General features: G+C 74.2%; 17 protein-coding genes and 2 pseudogenes. 9 read left to right on the forward strand and 10 right to left on the reverse strand.

Annotation, left to right across the window (positions count from 1 at the left end):
• Positions 1 to 44: 44 nt before the first annotated feature.
• Positions 45 to 758: pseudogene (locus L6E17_RS23530) on the forward strand (hypothetical protein).
• 447 nt (positions 759 to 1,205) lie between these two features.
• Here the strand turns inward: L6E17_RS23530 and L6E17_RS23535 are convergent.
• Entirely contained in the window at positions 1,206 to 1,997 is a 792-nt protein-coding gene (locus L6E17_RS23535; protein WP_236242748.1) for a DUF1015 family protein, read from the reverse strand.
• Between the two features lie 23 nt (positions 1,998 to 2,020).
• On the opposite strand from L6E17_RS23535, the pseudogene L6E17_RS23540 reads away from it, so the two are divergent.
• A pseudogene (locus L6E17_RS23540) lies at positions 2,021 to 2,821 on the forward strand (lysophospholipid acyltransferase family protein); the annotation flags it as partial.
• 223 nt (positions 2,822 to 3,044) lie between these two features.
• Here L6E17_RS23540 and L6E17_RS23545 read toward each other — a convergent pair.
• The 3 genes from L6E17_RS23545 to L6E17_RS23555 all read right to left on the reverse strand — a co-directional run bounded on the left by L6E17_RS23545 (position 3,045) and on the right by L6E17_RS23555 (position 7,279).
• Positions 3,045 to 4,289, reverse strand: coding sequence for a DUF5667 domain-containing protein (locus tag L6E17_RS23545; RefSeq protein WP_236242749.1), 1,245 nt, complete (start codon positions 4,287 to 4,289; stop codon positions 3,045 to 3,047).
• Between the two features lie 349 nt (positions 4,290 to 4,638).
• A complete protein-coding gene (locus L6E17_RS23550) occupies positions 4,639 to 5,427 on the reverse strand; it encodes an ECF subfamily RNA polymerase sigma factor, BldN family (protein ID WP_071270510.1) in 789 nt (262 codons plus the stop codon).
• Positions 5,428 to 6,307: 880 nt separating this feature from the next.
• Positions 6,308 to 7,279 (reverse strand): HAD family phosphatase, encoded by a 972-nt coding sequence (locus L6E17_RS23555; protein ID WP_236242750.1) that lies wholly within the window; start codon positions 7,277 to 7,279, stop codon positions 6,308 to 6,310.
• Positions 7,280 to 7,335: 56 nt separating this feature from the next.
• Here L6E17_RS23555 and L6E17_RS23560 point away from each other — a divergent pair, with 56 nt between their 5' ends.
• From L6E17_RS23560 to hemB, 6 genes are all read left to right on the forward strand, one after another.
• Positions 7,336 to 7,617, forward strand: a complete 282-nt coding sequence (locus L6E17_RS23560; protein WP_236242751.1) for a glutaredoxin family protein — start codon at positions 7,336 to 7,338, stop codon at positions 7,615 to 7,617.
• A 328-nt stretch (positions 7,618 to 7,945) separates the two neighbouring features.
• Positions 7,946 to 8,758 carry a redox-sensing transcriptional repressor Rex gene (locus L6E17_RS23565; RefSeq protein ID WP_236242752.1) on the forward strand — a complete coding sequence of 271 codons (813 nt, stop codon included), beginning with the start codon at positions 7,946 to 7,948 and terminating at the stop codon, positions 8,756 to 8,758.
• Positions 8,755 to 10,125 carry a glutamyl-tRNA reductase gene (locus tag L6E17_RS23570; protein ID WP_236242753.1) on the forward strand — a complete coding sequence of 457 codons (1,371 nt, stop codon included), beginning with the start codon at positions 8,755 to 8,757 and terminating at the stop codon, positions 10,123 to 10,125. Before L6E17_RS23565 ends, L6E17_RS23570 begins: the two co-directional genes overlap by 4 nt.
• Positions 10,122 to 11,105, forward strand: coding sequence for a hydroxymethylbilane synthase (gene hemC / locus L6E17_RS23575; RefSeq protein WP_236242754.1), 984 nt, complete (start codon positions 10,122 to 10,124; stop codon positions 11,103 to 11,105). The genes L6E17_RS23570 and hemC overlap by 4 nt, the downstream gene beginning before the upstream one ends.
• The gene (locus L6E17_RS23580) at positions 11,102 to 12,769 is read left to right on the forward strand and encodes a uroporphyrinogen-III synthase (protein ID WP_236242755.1); all 1,668 of its coding nucleotides are present in this window, start codon (positions 11,102 to 11,104) and stop codon (positions 12,767 to 12,769) included. Before hemC ends, L6E17_RS23580 begins: the two co-directional genes overlap by 4 nt.
• Positions 12,770 to 12,933: 164 nt before the next feature.
• The gene (gene hemB / locus L6E17_RS23585; protein WP_236242756.1) at positions 12,934 to 13,932 is read left to right on the forward strand and encodes a porphobilinogen synthase; all 999 of its coding nucleotides are present in this window, start codon (positions 12,934 to 12,936) and stop codon (positions 13,930 to 13,932) included.
• 364 nt (positions 13,933 to 14,296) lie between these two features.
• Here hemB and L6E17_RS23590 read toward each other — a convergent pair whose 3' ends face one another.
• The 6 genes from L6E17_RS23590 to L6E17_RS23615 form a co-directional block, all read right to left on the reverse strand.
• Positions 14,297 to 15,040: a hypothetical protein gene (locus L6E17_RS23590; RefSeq protein WP_236242757.1), complete on the reverse strand. Its 744-nt coding sequence runs from the start codon at positions 15,038 to 15,040 to the stop codon at positions 14,297 to 14,299.
• Positions 15,037 to 15,591: a SigE family RNA polymerase sigma factor gene (locus L6E17_RS23595; protein WP_374109129.1), complete on the reverse strand. Its 555-nt coding sequence runs from the start codon at positions 15,589 to 15,591 to the stop codon at positions 15,037 to 15,039. Before L6E17_RS23595 ends, L6E17_RS23590 begins: the two co-directional genes overlap by 4 nt.
• A gap of 72 nt (positions 15,592 to 15,663) precedes the next feature.
• Entirely contained in the window at positions 15,664 to 16,254 is a 591-nt protein-coding gene (locus L6E17_RS23600; RefSeq protein ID WP_236242759.1) for a hypothetical protein, read from the reverse strand.
• A 105-nt stretch (positions 16,255 to 16,359) separates the two neighbouring features.
• Positions 16,360 to 17,064 (reverse strand): DUF4253 domain-containing protein, encoded by a 705-nt coding sequence (locus L6E17_RS23605; protein ID WP_236242760.1) that lies wholly within the window; start codon positions 17,062 to 17,064, stop codon positions 16,360 to 16,362.
• 421 nt (positions 17,065 to 17,485) lie between these two features.
• Entirely contained in the window at positions 17,486 to 18,076 is a 591-nt protein-coding gene (locus L6E17_RS23610; protein ID WP_236242761.1) for a hypothetical protein, read from the reverse strand.
• Positions 18,073 to 18,609, reverse strand: coding sequence for an SRPBCC family protein (locus tag L6E17_RS23615; protein ID WP_236242762.1), 537 nt, complete (start codon positions 18,607 to 18,609; stop codon positions 18,073 to 18,075). Before L6E17_RS23615 ends, L6E17_RS23610 begins: the two co-directional genes overlap by 4 nt.
• Before the next feature lie 150 nt (positions 18,610 to 18,759).
• On the opposite strand from L6E17_RS23615, the gene L6E17_RS23620 reads away from it, so the two are divergent.
• Complete coding sequence (locus L6E17_RS23620) at positions 18,760 to 19,035, forward strand: DUF1876 domain-containing protein (RefSeq protein ID WP_236242763.1); 276 nt, start codon at positions 18,760 to 18,762, stop codon at positions 19,033 to 19,035.
• Positions 19,036 to 19,091 lie beyond the last annotated feature (56 nt).

The following is a 19,091-nucleotide window of genomic DNA, read 5'->3' on the forward strand; positions in this document are numbered from 1 at the left end:
GGCATGCGGAGGGAGCACACGCGACGGCGTAGGCCGTCAAGCGGCTGCCATCCCCGGACGTCACCGGCGACGAGATCGACAAGGACGTGCGGCAGGAGCTGATGAGCCTGCCGAAGACCCTCGCCGCAGAGGATGTCGCCAAGAACCTGGTGATGGTCGCCCGGCTCATCGACGAGGACCCGGAGGCGCCTACGGCTACTCGCGGGTCGCGCTGCGGCTGGCCTCGCGTGTGGCCGCCGTACGGGGAGGCCGCGGCTTCGCGGCGTACGCCACGCAGAAGTACGCGGAGGCGCTCGCCGAGTTCCGGGCGGCACGGCGGATGACCGGTGGCGTCGAGCTGTGGCCCGTCATGGCGGACTGCGAGCGCGGGCTCGGACGCCCCGAGAAGGCGCTGGACATGGCAGGCGCGCCGGAGGTCCACAAGCTGGACAGGGCCGGTCAGGTCGAGATGCGGCTCGTGGCCGCCGGAGCCCGGCGGGACATGGGCCAGCTGGACGCCGCGATCGTGACCCTCCAGTCGCCGGAGCTCGCCTCCCACTCAGTCCAGCCGTGGGACCGCGCGGCTGCGGTACGCTTACGCGACGCGCTCCTGGCGGCCGGCCGGGAGGACGAGGCCTGCGAGTGGTTCTGCCAAGGCCCTGGAGTCGGACAAGGACGGGTCGACCGACGCGTCGGACCGGCTGGCCGAGCTCGACGGCATCGAGTTCACGGACGCGTTCGACGAGACCGCCGGTTCTCGACGAGGTCGACGCGTCTGATCAGGTCGACGAGGTGGATGAGAACGACGAGGCCGACGAGGCCGACGGGGCCGACGGGGCCGACGGGGCCGACGGGGCCGACGGGGCCGACGGGGCCGACGGGGCCGACGAGACCCGACGAGAGCGCCGGAAGCGGCAGCGCTCGTTGACGGCGGCGACCAGGACAGCGGCGACGCGGCCGCTGAGGACGCCCGCCCCGAGGACCGCGCCGACGGCGAGGCCGCTGAGCGGGACATCCGCTGGCAGGCCGGACGCCGGCTGAGTGCGCCGCGACGCAAGGAAGGGGCGGCACCCCCACCCGGGGTGCCGCCCTTTCGGCGTTCAGTCCAGGGTGAGGCTGCGCAGCACCAGACCGTCGCGGGCTTCGGGCCGAACGACGTCGACTTGCGGGGCATGGTCACGCCCCGGCGCGCCAGGTCCCGTACGACCTCCTCCGCACTGGGTGCATCAGGACGGCCGTACCGCCCCGGCGCTCCGCCTGCTCCACGGCCGCCTCCGCGTCGTGGATGTACGCGATGTGCTCGGGCGAGTCGAGACGTGCCACAGGTGGTCGAGCATCGTGGCGTGCAGGACGGTGGCATCCAGCGTGCGCCAGGGCTCAGGCGCCCGCCGGGACGCCGTGCGGGCGAGCAGCTCCGGATCGGGGCGGTCGACGAGGGTAAAACCCCCGTCGCCGGCGAGGACGAAGGCGTTCCCGCCGCCCCCCGCGGCGTCGGCCAGCACCTCCAGGGCCGACGTGAGCGAGGAAGCGCCTTCCAGCACTCCGCACCGGAGCCGCCCCGTCGAGGGCCGCCGCGGCGTCGGCCACCGGCAGGCCGTACAGGAGGCGGTGGATGGCGCGGACCTGGGCGGGTACTCCGCCGTGTCGATGAGGAGGACGAGGCCGTAGTTCCAGGGGCCGGGTCCCGACTGCTCCTCCCGAAGGCGCAGGTACGTCGCCCAGCGGTGGTGCCCGTCGGCTATCAGCGCCTGGTGGCGGCTCAGGTCGTCGGTGGCGGCCGCCAGCTCGCTGGGGTCCGTCAGCCGCCCACAGGCGGTGGCTGAACCCGTCCTCGGTGGTCGTGGCCAGCAGCGGGGCGCCTGGATCGTCCGCTCGATGACGGCCGACGCCCCGGTGGCTCCGCCGTCCCTGCGCGGTAGGTGAGCAGCAGCGGCTCCAGGTGGGCTCCGAGGGTCCGCATGAGGGCGGGCCCGCTCCTCCACGACCTCCGGCATCACGTCCTCGTGCGGCAGCACCACGCCCTCGGCGGTACGGACAGCTCCTGCGGCGCCGGGTCACGGGTGAGTACGAGGTCGACGAGTTCGGTTACGACGAGGAGCTCACCGACCAGGTCCTGATGTCGCTGCTGCGGCCGCTGTACGAGAAGTACTTCCGGGTGGAGGTGCGCGGCATCGAGAACATCCCGTCGGAGGGCGGCGCCCTGGTCGTCGCGAACCACTCGGGGACGCTGCCGCTGGACGGTCTGATGATGCAGGTGGCCGTGCACGACCGGCACCCCGCCGGGCGGCATCTGCGGCTGCTGGCGGCGGACTTGGTGTTCGTGCTGCCGGTCGTCAGCGAGCTGGCCCGCAAGGCCGGGCACACCCTGGCGTGCACGGAGGATGCGGAGCGGCTGCTGCGGCGCGGCGAGGTCGTCGGGGTGATGCCGGAGGGCTTCAAGGGCATCGGGAAGCCGTTCAGCGAGCGGTACAAGCTCCAGCGGTTCGGGCGCGGCGGCTTCGTCTCGACGGCGCTGCGCGCGGGCGTGCCGATCGTGCCGTGCTCCATCGTGGGCGCCGAGGAGATATACCCGATGGTCGGCAACGCGAAGACGGTCGCGCGGCTGCTGGGCTTCCCGTACTTCCCGCTCACGCCGACGTTCCCGTGGCTCGGGCCGCTCGGCGTGCTGCCGCTGCCGACGAAGTGGACGATCCAGTTCGGTGAGCCGATCCCGACGGACGGGTACGCGCCGGAGGCCGCGGAGGACCCGATGCTGATGTTCAACCTGACGGACCAGGTGCGCGAGGAGATCCAGCACACCTTGTACAAGCTGCTGGTGCGGCGCAGGTCGGTGTTCTTCTAGAGCCGCGCGAGGCTCCTGCCGGCGCGGTGTGGCCCGCGCGCTCACCTGCCCCTTGGCGCCACGGGTGGGGGCGGGAGGAGCGGGTGACTGCTCGCCTCGCGGGCGGGCCGGTGGTTCGGCGGTCGGCGGCAGGCCCGCTACCCGTACGGCAGCGGGTGCCGCTCCGGGCCCCGCATGGCAGTGGGTGCCGCTCCGGGAGCGGCACCCACTGCTGCTGCGGGGGTCAGCCCGCGTCCTCCTCGTCGATGCTCAGGCCCGGCAGGAGGCCGGGGAGGAGCGGTGGGAGGGTGACGTCCGGGGCCGGCGGGAGGGGAGCGGGTGCGCTGCCCTCGGGCGACGACGGGGTGGTCGTCGGCTCGTCCGGGCCCAGGAGACCGCCCGTGCTGCCGCCGAGCAGTCCGCCGCCGTCGTCCTTCTCGGTGGCGCCGCTCCTGCTGGGTTCGGCGGAGCCGCTCGGGTCGTCGTCGGTGCCGGAGGACCGGGACTCGGGACTGGACGGGGCCGAGCCGGACGGTGCCGCGCCGCCGGGGGTGTCGGCGCCGGGGGTGTCGGCGCCGGGGCTGCTCCCGGGCGCGGTGACGCCGCCGCGGTTCTTCTCCTGCGGGCCGCCGGGCAGCTTCGACTGGAGCGGGCCGACCTCCTCGTCTATGGCGTTGAAGACGGAGGTCACCTGCCGGCCCACGTCCTGGAGCTGCGGCGGCAGCTGGCCGCGCAGCCCGTCCCAGGTGCCGCGGTGCGTGCGGGCGAACGAGTCGAGCGTCGCCATCGGGCCGATGCCGCCGTCGCGCTCGTACGCCCGGCGGAGCAGCCGGTGGGCTTCCGCCACGTCGTGGTGCATGCCGCTCAGGGTGCGGCGGATTTCGTTCAGGGACTCGTGGTCCAGATCGCCGAGGCGTCCGCGTTCCATCAGGCGGCGGGCTTCGCTGAGCCGGGTCGAGGCGTGGTCGAGGTACACCTCGCCGCGGTCGGCGTCATTGTCCGCCATCCCGAGGCTGAGGTCTTCCATACCGCGCTTCAGGCCGTACAGCGAGTCACCCGGGAGGGCGTCGGAACTGGCAGCGGCCACCCCGCTGAAGGCTCCCGCGGCCACTCCCACGGTGAGCCCGCCGGCGGCGAGCCCCTTCGACCAGCGGCTGCGGGGCCGCAACCTCCGGAGCGCGGTGGCCCGGTGGGAGCCCCGGGTGCCCGCCGCCCGCTGCTCCGGCACCGTAGGGTCCGCGGGCGCTCCGCCCGCGGCCGTGCCTTCCTGGAGCATCGCTTCCATGGCGGCGACGAGCTGTGCTCGCTGCACCACTTTGACTTCCGGGTCCAACTCGGGCCGCGGCAACTCGCCGAGGCCGTTGGCCAGGGCCAACAGCCGACCCTGCTCGGTGGGTTCGGCCGACGCCTCGGGCTGCTGGGCCGCCTGTTCTTCCAGGGCCTGGGCGAAGGCGTTCGCCCGCCGGTGCGCCGATACGTTCGCGATCACTGGCGGCACCTCCTCTCGTCATGACGGTCGACTCCCCTGGGGGTCCGGAAGGTTGCGTGCCGTGAACACACCCACACGACGGGTTGAGTGGCTGCGGACATGGCGTGACCACAGGGAGCCTGCATCCCGCACAACGAGAGTCGCGGCACTTGGGTTACGCACGAAAGATGATCGGACCAGCGCGTCATGGGGACGTTACCGAAAGTGAGTTGTCGGCGTGGCCGACAGAAGGGATCAGAAGAGATCACCGGCGGGGGCCGGGCGGGGGACGGGGACGCGGAACGGGATCGGGCGCCGGGCTGCGGACGGGGCTGCGCGCCCCGGAGGGACGGGCGGGACCGGTCCCCGGTCAGCGGGCGTCCTCGGGGAGGAGCCGGGCGAGCGTGCGGACGGCCCGGTACTGGAGGGTCTTGATCGCGCCCTCGTTCTTGCCCATCACGCGGGCGGTCTCCGCGACCGACAGGCCCTGCAGGAAGCGCAGCGTGACGCACTCCTGCTGCTGCGGGTTCAGCTTGCGCACGGCCTCCAGCAGCGCGGCGTTCGAGAGGGACTCCAGCACGGAGTCCTCGGGGCTGCGCTCCACCTCGTTCGCGTCGAGCATCTCGCCGGTGGTCACTTCCAGCCGGAAGCGGCTCGACTTGAAGTGGTCGGCGACCAGATTGCGCGCGATCGTGACCAGCCAGGCCCCGAAGTCGCGACCCTGCCAGGTGAAGGTGGAGATCCGGCGCAGGGCCCTCAGGAACGTCTCGCTGGTGAGGTCCTCGGCGGTCGCCTTGCCGCCGACGCGGTAGTAGATGTAGCGGTAGACGGTGTCGCTGTACTGGTCGTACAGCCGGCCGAAGGCCTCGGCCTCACCGGCCTGGGCCCGCTCGACCAGCTCCATCATGCGGGCGCTGTCACTGTCGGCCGTGGGCCGGCGCGCGGTGGCCGAGGTCCCCGCGCCGCCCCGGCCCGTCCGTCTGCCGACGGCTGCGGCACCGCCGTCGGCCAGGGCGTAGCAGGGTCCGGCCGGTGCTGGTGCCGGTACGGCGAAGGCGGGGACGGCGTACGCGGTGGGGACGAAGCCGCGCAGGTGGTCGAGGACCGTTGCGCGGAGCGTAGCCAGGCCCGAGGCGTCAACCCCGACGTGTGGGTACACGGGACTCCCAGAGGCAGAGCTTCCATCACGTGCAGTGCGGGACCGTTCACTCGTCGTGTCATGCGACGTGGCTCGCCGTGACGACGCGTGGGGGGTTCCGTATGCGTCTGAGGAGAATAACGCTTAGTGCAGGGAGTGCTACGCCGAGTTGCTCAAATCATCGATTCAGTCGCTTCTGTTACGTCTAAGTGACTGATCAAGTAGCACTTAGTGACCGTTTGTTGATCGGATGACTTCGGGATATGCCTGCCCGCGCGCAGTGTTGTGGTCGAGTGCGCCGTGCGCGACTGGCGGCGGCCCGGCGCGGGTAAGACCCGGGGATTGGCCTCGCGGGCTCCGGCGTGCCGCTGGGTGACAGCCGGCCGCGCCGGGGGCGCGGGGAGGGCGCGCGGAGCGGTCGCCAAGGTGGGGGCGTACGCCGCGGCGCGTGAGCGGCGCACCGCGCTGTTGGCGCCTTGGCGAGCCCCGGCGTGCGCGGCTGCTCGTCACACGGGGTCCGGGCTGTCACGGGGGTCCGTGGCGGCGGATGCGGTGCACATGTGCCCGACCGGCGCGGGGCGCGGGGGAAGGAGTTCCGTACCGGCTGGGCGCGGGGCCACGCTCCCCTGGTGCGGGGTCCTGCCGGGCGGGCGGGGCGCCCTGCTCGACCGGGACGGGGAGGGATTCCGCGCGCGGCGGCCGCTCGGCCGGTGCGGCCACGGCTGCGCGGAGGCGGCCCTGCCGGGCCGGGCGGGGTGCTGCTCGACTGGTGCGGCTACGGCGGGGGAGCCCTGCCGGGCTGCTGCGGCGTCCTGCTCGACCCGTACGGGGGAGCGTTCCGAAGGGCGGCGCGGGGCGGGCCGGGGGGAGCGGCGGGGGCGCGTGCGTGCGGGGTGCCGGGTCAGCGGCGGGTGCGGCGGTGGAGGGCCACGGCGGCCGCCGTGCCGCCGGCCAGGGCGCCCACGCCTGCCGCGGCCGGGATGCCGACCTTCGCGGCCTTGCGGCCCGTGCGGTAGTCCCGCAGCCGCCAGTCGTGCAGCTTGGCGTGCTTGCGGAGCTTGGCGTCGGGGTTGATCGCGTACGGGTGGCCCACCAGCGACAGCATCGGGATGTCGTTGTGCGAGTCGCTGTATGCCGCGCACCGCGCGAGGTCCAGGCCCTCGGCGGCCGCCAGGGCCCGTACCGCCTCCGCCTTCGCGGGACCGTGCAGGGGCTCGCCGACCAGCCGCCCCGTGTAGACGCCGTCCACCGACTCGGCGACCGTGCCGAGCGCGCCCGTCAGCCCCAGGCGGCGGGCGATGATCGTGGCGGTCTCCACGGGGGCGGCCGTCACCAGCCACACCTTCTGCCCGGCGTCCAGATGGGCCTGGGCGAGCGCGCGCGTACCCGGCCAGATCCGCTCGGCCATGTACTCGTCGTAGATCTCCTCGCCGATGGTCATCAGCTCCGAGACGCGGTGCCCCTTCACGATGGACAGGGCGCTCTCCCGGGCGTCCTGCATGTGCTCGGGGTCCTCGACGCCGGCGACCCGGAACCACGTCTGCTGCCAGGCGAACCGGGCCAGCTCCCGACGCTGGAAGAACTTCCGCTTGTACAGGCCCCGGCCGAAGTGGAAGATCGCGGCGCCCTGCATGACCGTGTTGTCCAGGTCGAAGAACGCGGCCGCGCGGGTGTCGCCCGGTACCGGGAACTCCGCCTCCGGTTCCTTGCCCAGGGTGCCGGCCTCGGCTGCGCGCGCCTCGGCCTCCGCCTCCGCCAGCGCCTCCAGCTGCTGCGACGTCTTGCGCGCCGCCTCAGCCGCGGCCTCGCCTGCCAGCACGCTGCGCGCGGTGGCGGGGCGTCGTCTCGGTGTGAGCCATCGCGGTGCGGCCATGACGCGAGCATAGCCAGTGTGTTCGGTCCCCCGCCGCCACGGCCGACAATGGGGCCATGTTCGGACGGACGAAGAAGAAGGCGGCGGACCCCGGGGCCGGCCCCAGGACGGTCACGCTCATCGGGAAGCCCGGGTGCCACCTGTGCGACGAGGCGCGCACGGTCATCGAGCAGGTCTGCGCCGAGACCGGCGCCGTATGGGAGGAGAAGGACATCACCCGGGACGAGGAGCTGCACCGGGCGTACTGGGAGCAGATCCCCGTGGTCCTGGTGGACGGCGAGCAGCACACCTTCTGGAAGGTGGACCCGGCGCGTCTGCGCCGCGCGCTCGCGTCCTGAAGCGCCCGCCCGGTCCCGCGGGGCCGTGAGAGCGCGTACCCTTCGCGGCGGGGCCGTGCGCCCGTGCTCCCGAGGCCGCGCCGGCGCGGATGGCCGGTTCCGGGCGGTGCGGTGGCAGGTTCCTGCCGGTCGGGCCCCTTCGGATCATCAACGCACCGAGGCTCCCCTCGGTTCCGTGATGGCGCGATCGGGACGCGTGAGCCCGGTCACTTTGCTCGGACAAAGCGGACATCATCTTTGTGCACGCGTTCACAAAGACATAGCCTGCTGTCGACGGGGCGGTCTCGGGACGGGCCGCCCGCAGCCCCGCTCATCCCGCAGGAGCACCGTGGCAACTGGCCGAACTCACCGACCGGCGACCCGTAGCCGAGGCATCCCCGAGGCCACCGTCGCCCGGCTTCCGCTGTACCTGCGTGCGCTGACCGCGCTGTCGGAGCGCTCCGTACCCACGGTCTCGTCGGAGGAGCTCGCCGCCGCGGCCGGCGTCAACTCGGCGAAGCTGCGGAAGGACTTCAGCTACCTCGGCTCGTACGGGACCCGCGGTGTCGGGTACGACGTCGAGTACCTCGTCTACCAGATCTCCCGCGAGCTCGGGCTCACCCAGGACTGGCCGATTGTCATGGTCGGCATCGGCAACCTCGGCGCCGCCCTGGCCAACTACGGCGGGTTCGCCTCCCGCGGCTTCCGGGTCGCCGCGCTGATCGACGCCGACGCGTCCCTCGTCGGCAAGCCGGTGGCGGGCATCCCCGTCCAGTACATCGACGACCTGGAGAAGATCGTCGAGGACAACGGCGTGTCCATCGGCGTCATCGCCACGCCCGCCGGCGCCGCCCAGCAGGTCTGCGACCGCCTCGTCGCCGCCGGCGTCACCTCGATCCTCAACTTCGCGCCGACCGTGCTGTCCGTCCCCGACGGCGTCGACGTGCGGAAGGTCGACCTCTCCATCGAACTCCAGATCCTCGCCTTCCACGAGCAGCGGAAGTCCGGCGAGGAGGGCGGCGACGCCGTCGGCGCCGTCAGCGCCGTCCCCGCGGCCGTGCGGGCGGCCGCCGACGGCGCGCGCGCCGCCGCGGGCGGCCCCGGCGCGACCGGCGGACGGAAGGGACCGGACGGGGACATGCCCGCCGTGATGCCGGCATGAGCCTCCTCGTCGTCGGCCTCAGCCACCGCAGCGCGCCCGTCAGCGTGCTGGAGCGGGCCTCCCTCGACCCCGACACCCGGAACAAGCTGCTGCAGGACACCCTCGCCGCCGAGCCGGCCGCCGAGGCCGCCGTCCTGGCCACCTGCAACCGCATCGAGCTCTACGCCGACGTGGACAAGTTCCACGCCGGTGTCGCCGAGCTGTCCACACTCCTCGCCCAGCACAGCGGCGTCGGCCTGGAGGAGCTCACCCCGTACCTGTACGTCCACTACGAGGACCGGGCCGTCCACCACCTCTTCTCGGTGGCCTGCGGCCTGGACTCGATGGTCGTCGGCGAGGGCCAGATCCTCGGGCAGATCAAGGATGCCCTCAGCCGCGCCCAGGAGCTGCACACCGCGGGGCGGCTGCTGAACGACCTCTTCCAGCAGGCCCTGCGGGTCGGCAAGCGGGCGCACAGCGAGACCGGCATCGACCGCGCCGGCCAGTCCCTCGTCACCTTCGGGCTGGAGCAGCTCGCGACCGGCACGACCGTCGACGTCTGGGCCAAGGGCAAGCGGGCCCTGGTCATCGGCGCCGGCTCCATGTCGTCCCTGGCCGCCGCCACCCTCGCCCGGTCCGGGGTCGACGAGGTGGTCGTCGCCAACCGCACCTTCGAGCGGGCCGAGCGCCTGACCTGCATCCTCACCGAGCCGGGCAGCGGTCATACGGGCCTCACCGCCCGGGCCGTCGAGATGAGCGCCGTGCCCGCCGAGCTGGCTGCCGCCGACATCGCCGTGTCCTGCACCGGCGCCACCGGCCTCGTCCTCACCGAGCAGGCCGTCGAGGCCGCCATGACCGGCCGCGCCACGCCGCTGGCGCTGCTCGACCTGGCCATGCCGCGGGACGTCGACGCCGCCGTGCACCGCATGAACGGCGTACGGCTCGTCGACATCGAGTCCCTCGCCGAGGCGTCCGCCGACGCCCCCATGGCGCACGACGTCGACCGGGTGCGCCGCATCGTCTCCGACGAGGTCGCCGCGTTCGGTGCCGCCCAGCGCGCCGCCCGCATCACCCCGACCGTGGTCGCGCTGCGCACCATGGCCGCCGACGTCGTCGCCGGCGAGATGGCCCGCCTGGAGGGCCGCCTGCCCGGCCTTGACGACAAGCAGCGCGCCGAGATCACCCAGACCGTGCGCCGTGTCGTCGACAAACTGCTGCACGCGCCGACCGTGCGGGTCAAGCAGCTCGCCAGCGAGCCCGGCGGCGCCGGGTACGCCGACGCACTGCGCACACTGTTCGATCTCGACCCGGAGACGGTCGCCGCCGTCTCCCGGGCCGACCTGACCGACGCCGCCGTCAAGAACCTCAAGAACCGAGGGCACGTATGACCGAGAGGGCCCAGAGCACCAGCACCGAGCGGGCACTGCGGCTGGGGACCAGGCGCAGCAAGCTCGCCATGGCCCAGTCCGGGCACGTCGCGGAGGCCGTCCGGCGGCTGACCGGGCGCCCCGTCGAGCTGGTGGAGATCACCACGTACGGCGACACCTCCCGCGAGCACCTGGCGCAGATCGGCGGCACCGGCGTCTTCGTCACCGCCCTGCGCGAGGCCCTGCTCGCCGGAGAGGTGGACTTCGCGGTGCATTCCCTGAAGGACCTGCCCACCGCGCAGCCCGACGACCTCGTCCTCGCCGCGGTCCCGCTCCGCGAGGACCCGCGGGACGTGCTCGTCGCCCGCGACGGGCTCACCCTCGACCGGCTGCCCGACGGCGCACGCGTCGGCACCGGCTCGCCGCGCCGCATGGCGCAGCTCAACGCGTACGCACGTGACCACGGACTGCGCATCGAGACCGTGGCCATCAGGGGGAACGTCGACACCCGCATCGGGTACGTCCGCAGCGGGGAGCTCGACGCCGTCGTGCTGGCCGCCGCAGGGCTGAACCGCATCGGCCGGATCGACGAGGCGACCGACTTCCTGTCGCCCGACACCGTCCTGCCCGCTCCCGGGCAGGGTGCTCTGGCGATCGAGTGCCCGGCGGCCGACGCCGCGCTCGCCGCCGTGCTCGCCCAGCTCGACCACGAGCACACGCGGGCCGCCGTGACCGCCGAGCGGTCCCTGCTCGCCGCCCTGGAGGCCGGCTGCTCCGCGCCCGTGGGCGCGCTGGCAGAGGTCCTCCCCGGCGGCGAGGATGTTCATGAGATGCGCCTGCGCGGCGTCGTCGGCACCACCGACGGCTCCACGCTGGTGCAGTTGTCCACCACCGGTCCCGTACCCACGCCGCACGACGGCGCGGTGGCCCTCGGCCGCGAACTCGCGGCCGAGATGCTCGCCAAGGGCGCGGCCGGTCTTATGGGGGAGCGAGCACTTTGAGCCCCACCACTGCATCCAAGGCCTACTCGGCGTTCTCCGCGTGCGGGCACGTCACCTTCCTCGGCGCCGGACCCGGTGATCCGGGGCTGCTGACTCTGCGCGCCGTGGAGGCGCTGGCCGGGGCGGACGTACTGATCGCCGAGCCCGAGGTGCTCGACGTCGTACGCGGCCATGCCCGGGCCGGTGTGAGCACGCCCGAGCTGACGGTTGTTGACGATGCGTCAATGACCGCCGGGGTCCCCGTGTTGAGGGATGCGGCCAATCTTGTCATGGAGGCCGCGCGTAGCGGCAAGCGGGTGGTGCGTGCGCTGAGCGGCGACCCGGGCCTCGACGGCAACGCGGGCGCCGAGATGCTCGCCTGCGCCGCCGAGGGCATCCCCTTCGAGGTGGTGCCCGGTGTGGCCGCCGCCGTCGGTGTGGCCGCCTACGCAGGTGTGCCGCTGCGCGACGCCGAGGGTGCGGACGTCCGGTTCCTGGACGCCCGCACCGCGAGTGAGCGCTGCTGGGCGGAGGTCGGCGCCTCCGACGGCACCGTCGTCGTGTCCACGACGCTGGTCTCGGTGGCCGCCGCCGCCGGCGAGCTGGTCGCGGCGGGCCGCAAGCCCGACACCCCGATGACGGTCACCATCGCCGGGACGACGACCCGGCAGCGGACCTGGACGGCCACGCTCGGCTCCGTCGCGCAGGTGCTCAAGCAGGCGAAGGTGCTGCCCTCGCCCGAGGGCCACCAGCCCGTCATAGCCGTCGTGGGCGAGCGCAGCGCCGCAGCCCAGCGCGACCAGCTCGCCTGGTTCGAGTCCAAGCCGCTCTTCGGCTGGAAGGTGCTGGTGCCCCGCACCAAGGAGCAGGCGGCGTCGCTGTCCGACCAGCTCCGCTCCTACGGCGCGGTGCCGCACGAGGTGCCGACCATCGCCGTGGAGCCGCCGCGCACCCCGCAGCAGATGGAGCGCGCGGTCAAGGGCCTGGTCACGGGTCGCTACGAGTGGATCGCCTTCACGTCGGTGAACGCCGTCAAGGCGGTGCGCGAGAAGTTCGAGGAGTACGGGCTCGACGCCCGCGCCTTCGCCGGGATCAAGGTCGCGGCGGTGGGCGAGCAGACCGCGAAGGCGCTCGTGGACTTCGGTGTGAAGCCGGACCTCGTGCCGAGCGGCGAGCAGTCCGCGGCCGGGCTGCTGGAGGACTGGCCGCCGTACGACCCGGTCTTCGACCCGATCGACCGCGTCTTCCTGCCGCGCGCCGACATCGCGACCGAGACGCTCGTGGCCGGGCTGATCGAGCTGGGCTGGGAGGTCGACGACGTCACCGCCTACCGGACCGTGCGCGCCTCGCCGCCGCCGGCGGAGACCCGCGAGGCGATCAAGGGCGGCGGGTTCGACGCGGTGCTGTTCACGTCGTCGTCGACGGTGCGGAACCTGGTCGGCATCGCCGGCAAACCGCACAACGTGACCGTGATCGCCTGCATCGGCCCCGCGACCGCCAAGACCGCGGAGGAGCACGGCCTGCGGGTCGACGTCCTGTCGCCTGAGCCGTCGGTGACGAAGCTGGCGGAGGCGCTGGCGGAGTTCGGCGCGCGGCGCCGCGAGGCGGCGCTGGAGGCGGGCGACCCGGTGACCCGCCCGTCGGAGCGCCGCCCGGGCGCCCGGCGCCGCCGGACGACGACGTAACGGTTCGCCGTATGCGGCCCGCACCCGCGCAGTCGGGTGCGGGCCACGCGTGTTCTGGCGCAGTCGGGTGCGGCCCGCCGAGCGGGTGGCGCCGGCCGGTGGTGCCGGCCGGCGCCGACTGGGCGTCGGCAAAGGCACCGGTGGGGCGGGCGTAGCGTGAAGGCATGACAGTGTACGGATCCTTTCCCGGGGCGCGGCCGCGGCGGCTGCGTACCACGCCCGTGATGCGGCGGATGGTCGCGGAGACGCGGCTGCATCCTGCGAACCTGATCCTGCCCGCCTTCGTGCGGGAGGGTGTCAGCGAGCCCGTGCCGATTCAGGCCATGCCCGGCGTCGTCCAGCACAGCCGCGACACCCTGCGGAAGGCCGCAGTGGAGGCGGTCGAGGCGGGTGTCTCCGGGATCATGCTGTTCGGTGTGCCGGAGGAGTCCAAGAAGGACGCCCTCGGGACGGCCGGGACCGACCCCGACGGGATCCTCCAGGTCGCCATCCGGGACGTGCGGGCCGAGGTGGGCGACGAGCTGGTCGTGATGTCCGACCTGTGCCTCGACGAGTACACCGACCACGGGCACTGCGGCGTGCTGGACGCCGAGGGGCGCGTCGACAACGACGCCACCCTGGAGCGGTACGCCGAGATGGCCCAGGTGCAGGCGGACGCCGGCGTCCACGTCGTGGGGCCGAGCGGCATGATGGACGGCCAGGTCGGCGTGGTCCGCGACGCGCTCGACACCATCGGCAAGGAGGACGTGGCGATCCTGGCGTACACCGCCAAGTACGCCTCCGCCTTCTACGGCCCGTTCCGCGAGGCCGTCGGGTCCTCGCTGCGGGGGGACCGCAAGACGTACCAGCAGGACTCCGCGAACGTGCGGGAGTCGATGCGGGAGCTGGCGCTCGACCTCGACGAGGGCGCCGACATGGTCATGGTCAAGCCGGCCGGCCCCTACCTCGACATCCTGGCCAAGGTGGCGGACGCCGTCGACGTGCCCGTCGCCGCGTACCAGATCAGCGGCGAGTACGCGATGATCGAGGCCGCCGCCGAGCGGGGCTGGATCGACCGCGACAAGGCCGTCCTGGAGTCCCTCACCGGCATCCGCCGGGCCGGCGCCCAGATGATCCTCACGTACTGGGCGACCGAGGCCGCGCGCTGGCTGCGCTCGACGTAGGACGCGGGTGACGTGCCGCCTGCGCGGGACGGGTGGCCGGTGCGCGGCGGTCGGTCCCGCGCCGGCCCTGGGCGGGCGGTCCGGTGCGGGCTCTGGGCGGGCGGTCCGGTGCGGGCCCGCCGGAGCGGCCGGCCGGCGGGGCGCGCCTGAGCGGCCGGCTGGCGGGGCGCGCCTGAGCGGCCGGCTGGCGGGGCGCGCCTGAGGACCGCCCGGACTGCCGTCGGGGGCGGGGTGTGCCCGGCCGGTCGCTGGGCGGGGCCTGTCAGGCTTCCGCTGCTCGCGGGCTGCGGAGCAAGGCCGTACGCGGCGGGCTGCCGGATCGGGGGCGCGGGCGGCCCGCCGGGGTGGCCGCCGGCCGGTGGGTCTAGGGGGCGGCTCGCAGGGTCGCCACCGCGTTGCCTTGGGTGTCGTACAGGGTCACCGCGTAGCCCGGGTGGCCGCCGTCCTCGGCGGGTGGGGTGTGGGCGTACCAGCCGCCCCAGCCCGGTCTGCCGGGCAGCTCCACCAGGGTCCCGGGGATCCGCGTGCCCCGGCCGTCGGTGAGCTCCAGGCGGGCGGCGTTCCTCGTGCCGTAGAACAGGCCCGAGTGGAAGCCCCCTTGCGTGCCCGTCACCGACTGGTGGGTGACCCCGGGCACGGACGTGTCGAGGTTGCCGGTGCCGATGGGGCGGAAGTCCTCTTCTCCGTCGGTGCCCGACGTGTGTTTGCCGTCCTCGGTGAGCCACAGCGTCCAGCCCTTTCCCGCGTCCACCCGTTCGCCCGGGGACACCGCGGTCGGCGGCGCGGCCGGCCGTGCGCTGGGGGAGGGCTCCCGCGAGGCGGGCGGGCTGCTGGGCCGCGGAGGTGTCGCCACCGGCGCGGAGGTCGGGTCGGTCAGCACCCGCACGGCGAGCAGCGGCAGGGCCGTGGCCACCAGGGCGGCGCCCGTGGCCAGGGCGGTGGCCCGGCGTCGCCGCCGGGCCCGGCCTTCGCGCCGGACGGCGGCCAGCGGCAGCGGCCCCGGGGTGACGCCGCGGGCGGCTTCGGTGAAGGCCGTGCGGAGCCTGCGGGCGGCCTCGTCGGTCTCGTCGGCCCCGGCTCCGGGCTCGGGTGCGGATGCGGGGGTCATGGTCGGGCTCCGGGGGTGGCATGGGGGCGGACGTCGCGCGCGGCAAGGCCGGGGTGGGTGCGCAGGGCCTCGAGTCCGCGGCGGGCATGGGTCTTCACCGTGCCGAGGGAGCAGTCCAGGACCTTCGCGATGTCCTGCTCGCTGAGGTCCTCCCAGTAGCGGAGCACCATCACGGCCCGCTGCCGGGGCGTGAGGTCCGCGAGCGCCTCCAGGAGCGCGGTGCGCTGCTCGACCGCCTCGGCGTGGCCCGCGTGGGCGTGGCGGACCGAGTCGGGGAGTAACGGCGTCAGCAGGTGCACGACCCGTCTGCGGCGGACCCGGCTGAGGTTGTTGTTGACGAGCGCGCGGCGCACGTACAGGCCGAGGTCCTCCCGCGGCACCTTCCCCCACCGGCCGTACAGCTTGGCCAGCGTCGTCTGCACCAGGTCCTCCGCCTCGTGGAAGTCCCCGGTGAGGAGCTGGGCGGTGCGCACCAGCCGGGGCCAGGCCGCCGCGGCGAACTCGGCGAAGCCGTCGTCTTCGGAGCGCGACTCGTACGGCACGGTGGGCATCCTCGTGGTGTGGGGTACGGGTGGCGGGACCCGCCCCGTCGCCGGGTCCCGCCACCGGTCTGGTGCGGCCGGTCAGAAGTCCCGTGCCGGCAGCTCGGCCAGCAGCTGCCCCGCCCGGTCGTACAGCGCGACCCCGGGGGTGCCGGACTGGTCGTACACCGGGGTGGCGACGTGCCACGCGCCCCAGCCGGGCCTGCCCGGCAGCTCGACGAGGGCGGCCCGGACGGTGGTGGTGCCGCCGTACGTGAGCTCGACGCGGCCGACGTCCCGGGTGCCGTAGTAGAGGCCGGTGTGGAGGATGCCGCTGCCGGTGCCGTCGGTCTGGAGGCTGACGCCTGGCTGCGTCGGGTCGATGTTGCCGTCGACGACGCTGCGGAAGATCTCGTAGCCGTCGGGGCCGGACCAGTGCTTGCCCTCCGGGGTCAGCCACATCCGCCAGCCGGGGGCCACGCCGACGCGCTCGCCGGGCCGCACGACGCGGACGGACCGCTTCCCGGCGGACTCGGCGGCGGTCGCGTCCGCGGGCGCCGCGGCCGAGGCGGCGGCACCTGCCGGGGCGGCCCGGTGCGTGAGGGCGGCGGCCGGGGCGGCCGCGACCGCGGCGGTCGGCGCCGCCGCCAGCGCGACGGCCGCGAGGGACGCGGCCAGCACGTGCTTGTTCATCCTGCTGCTCCTTGCTTGTGCGGTGTCGTACGGGCGGAGTGGCGCCTCTCCACCCCTACAAACGCCGCGGGCCTCGGAGTCGGATGACATGCTGCTCGCGCTGTCTCAGTCCCACCAGAACCACCAGTCCTGCCTGTTGAGCACGTCCTCCTCCGCGTACTCCTCGATCGAGCCGACCCCCTGGCCCACGATGTCGGGGCAGAACGCGAAGTGCTCCCGTGCGACCGCGAGCGCGTGGTCCCGGGTGCGGGGCGGCGCGGCGACGGACACCGACATGATGTCGGGGCCGAGTCCGACGACGCGTATCCCGAAGCGGTCCTCCCACGAGCGGAGGATCGCGGCCAGTCGGGCCGCATCCGTGAAGTTGCAGGCCCCGCTCCAGCCGAGTGCGGTCACGATGTCCGCGCTGCTGCGGGCGGGCACGAGGGCGGCGTGCGCGCCGGTGAAGTCCTTGTCGTCCGTGGCGAGTTCGTCCGCGAGCAGCGCGGCCCTCTCGTCCGGGTCGGCGGAGCGCGTGCCCGGCGCGGCGGGTCCCGGCCAGGGCTCCTCGCGGCCGATCTCCTGGACGTGCCCCCACAGCGCGGACAGGGTCGCCGCGGGGTCGTGGTCGTCGGCGTCGCCCGACCGGTCGGTGTACGGGAACTGCTTCTCCGTCAGCAGCACCGGCTGCAGGCCGGCAGCCTCCCGCGCGGTCAGGAGTCGGGACCAGAGGTCGGGTGTGGCGGGCTCGTCCGCGTACCAGTACGACGGCTGGACGCGTACGGTGCCGGGCGGCAGGTCCAGGCCCAGCGCGTTGGGGTTGATGACCATGCCTTCGACACTACGGCCCGCCACTGACAGTCAGCCGGGAGTGCGCGGGCAGCCGGCCCGCCGAGCCCGGGAGTTGAGGGCCGGGCGGCTGGGCAGCCGGGCGGCTGGGCGGTGGGGCGATTCGGGTGAGGTGGGTGAGGCGAGTGAGGGGGCGGGGACGCGGGTGGGCGCGTCCGGGGACGTGGGTGGGCGCGTCCGGCTGGGGAGCCGGGTGCGAAGGGGCTCGCGGGGGGACGCTGCGCCGCCGCCGTACCGCCGTGCCGCCGTGCCGCCGTGCCGCCGTGCCGCCGTGCCGCCGTGCCGCCGTGCCGCCGTGCCGCCGTGCCGCCGTGCCGCCGTGCCGCCGTGCCGCCGTGCCGCCGTGCCGCCGTGCCGCCGTGCCGCCGTGCCGCCGTGGCTGCGTGCTCGGTGGCCGGCGTGCTCAGTGGCCGTACGGTGGCTGGAAGCAGCCGCCCTCCAGGTACACGCCGTTCGTCCGCACTTCGACGTTCGACGGCTGCACGAACGCGGTGACGCAGGCGCCGGGCTCGACGAAGAGGCCGATCCGCGTGCCTTCCGGGGTGACGTAGTGGTCGGTCTCGTAGCGCGCGGGCATGCGCTGGACGGCCTCGGCGAGCCGTTTCTCGTCGTACCCGAGCGTGCGCAGCGCCGCGCGGACGCTCGCGACGTCCCAGGTCTGCTGCTCCCAGAGCCGCTGGAGGACCGGCCTGATGCGGTCCGCTTCCCTCTGCGCGTTGCGCGCGCCTTCCGCGGACATCTCGGCGGAGCGGCGGTAGGCGTTGTTGCCTCCGTGGTGGGGCGCGCCGTCCACGACCCCGGGCTCCACGTACGGGGAGGCGCCCGACGGGGAGGCGGGGGCGCTCGCGGTGGGCGTATCGGCGGCGGGTGCGGAGGGGTCCGCGGGGCGGGCGGCCGGGTCGGAGGGGCGGGCCGTCCCGCAGGCGGTGACGGCGGCGGCGAGCAGGGCGGCGGCGGCCGCGGCGGCCGGCCGGGTGCGGGCACGGCGGTTCACGGACGTGACTCCCGCTCCTCGGCCAGGGCCTTCACCCCGCGCAGGGTCGCTTCGATGTTGGTGCGGAGCCGGTCCAGCCGGGCGGCGACGATCTGCTCCTCGCGCTCCGGCGCCTTCTCGATGAACGGTGTGATCCCGGAGGGCGCGGGGCCCATGCGGGCGGTCTGGCGCAGCAGCGTGCCGGTGCCGTCGGCCAGGGGTTCCAGCGCGAAGCTCCAGGTGGCCATGGGGCGCGCGAAGTCCGGGTTCCGGTCGGGGCGCGCGGAGACCACGGCCCAGCTGAACAGCTTCGGCGCGTCCAGGACCTCCACCCGCGAGTGGGTGCGCCACTCGCCGACCGCCTCGTGGACGTTGCGGCCCTCGAACCGGGCGCCGACGGCCGGGCCGGTCGCTCCGTCCAGCCACTCGACCTGTCGGAGCTCCGGGCTCAGCCGTGCGGGGAGGCCGATGTCGGTGACCAGTTCCCAGACCCGCTCCGGGGGCGCCTCGATGGTGATCTCGACTGTCGCGGTGGGGCCGTCTGCGTAGCGCATGCGGCGAGCGTACGTTCGAGCGGCGGAGGTGCGGAGTGCCGTCGCGGACGGTGTGGGCAGCGTCACGGTACAGATCCGGCCACGCGGAGGACGGGCGGATCAGGCGGGCGCGGAGCACCCTGGAATGAGGACCACCCGGAGGTGACCGCCATGCAACAACACACGCTCGTCGGATGGCATGTCGACATGGAGTTCCAGGAGGACGGCAACCGCACCAAGTCCGCCGCCATGGTCCGGCTCGCTGACGGCACCGAGGTGCGCGGCCACGGCCAGGCCCAGCGGCACCCCTCCGACAGGGAGCAGCTACGGGTCGGTGAGGAGATCGCCGGGGCCCGGGCGCTGATGGACATCGCCACGCAGCTGCTGCAGAAGGCGCACGTCGAGATCGACGAGGTGAAGGGCAAGCCCTCCCGCCCGCTCATCTGACCCCGACTGCTCGCGCCGAGGAGGCGGCGGCCGCCCACCGCCGAGAGGGCGGCGGC

The organism is Streptomyces sp. CC228A (assembly GCF_021390935.1).
GTDB lineage: Bacteria > Actinomycetota > Actinomycetes > Streptomycetales > Streptomycetaceae > Streptomyces.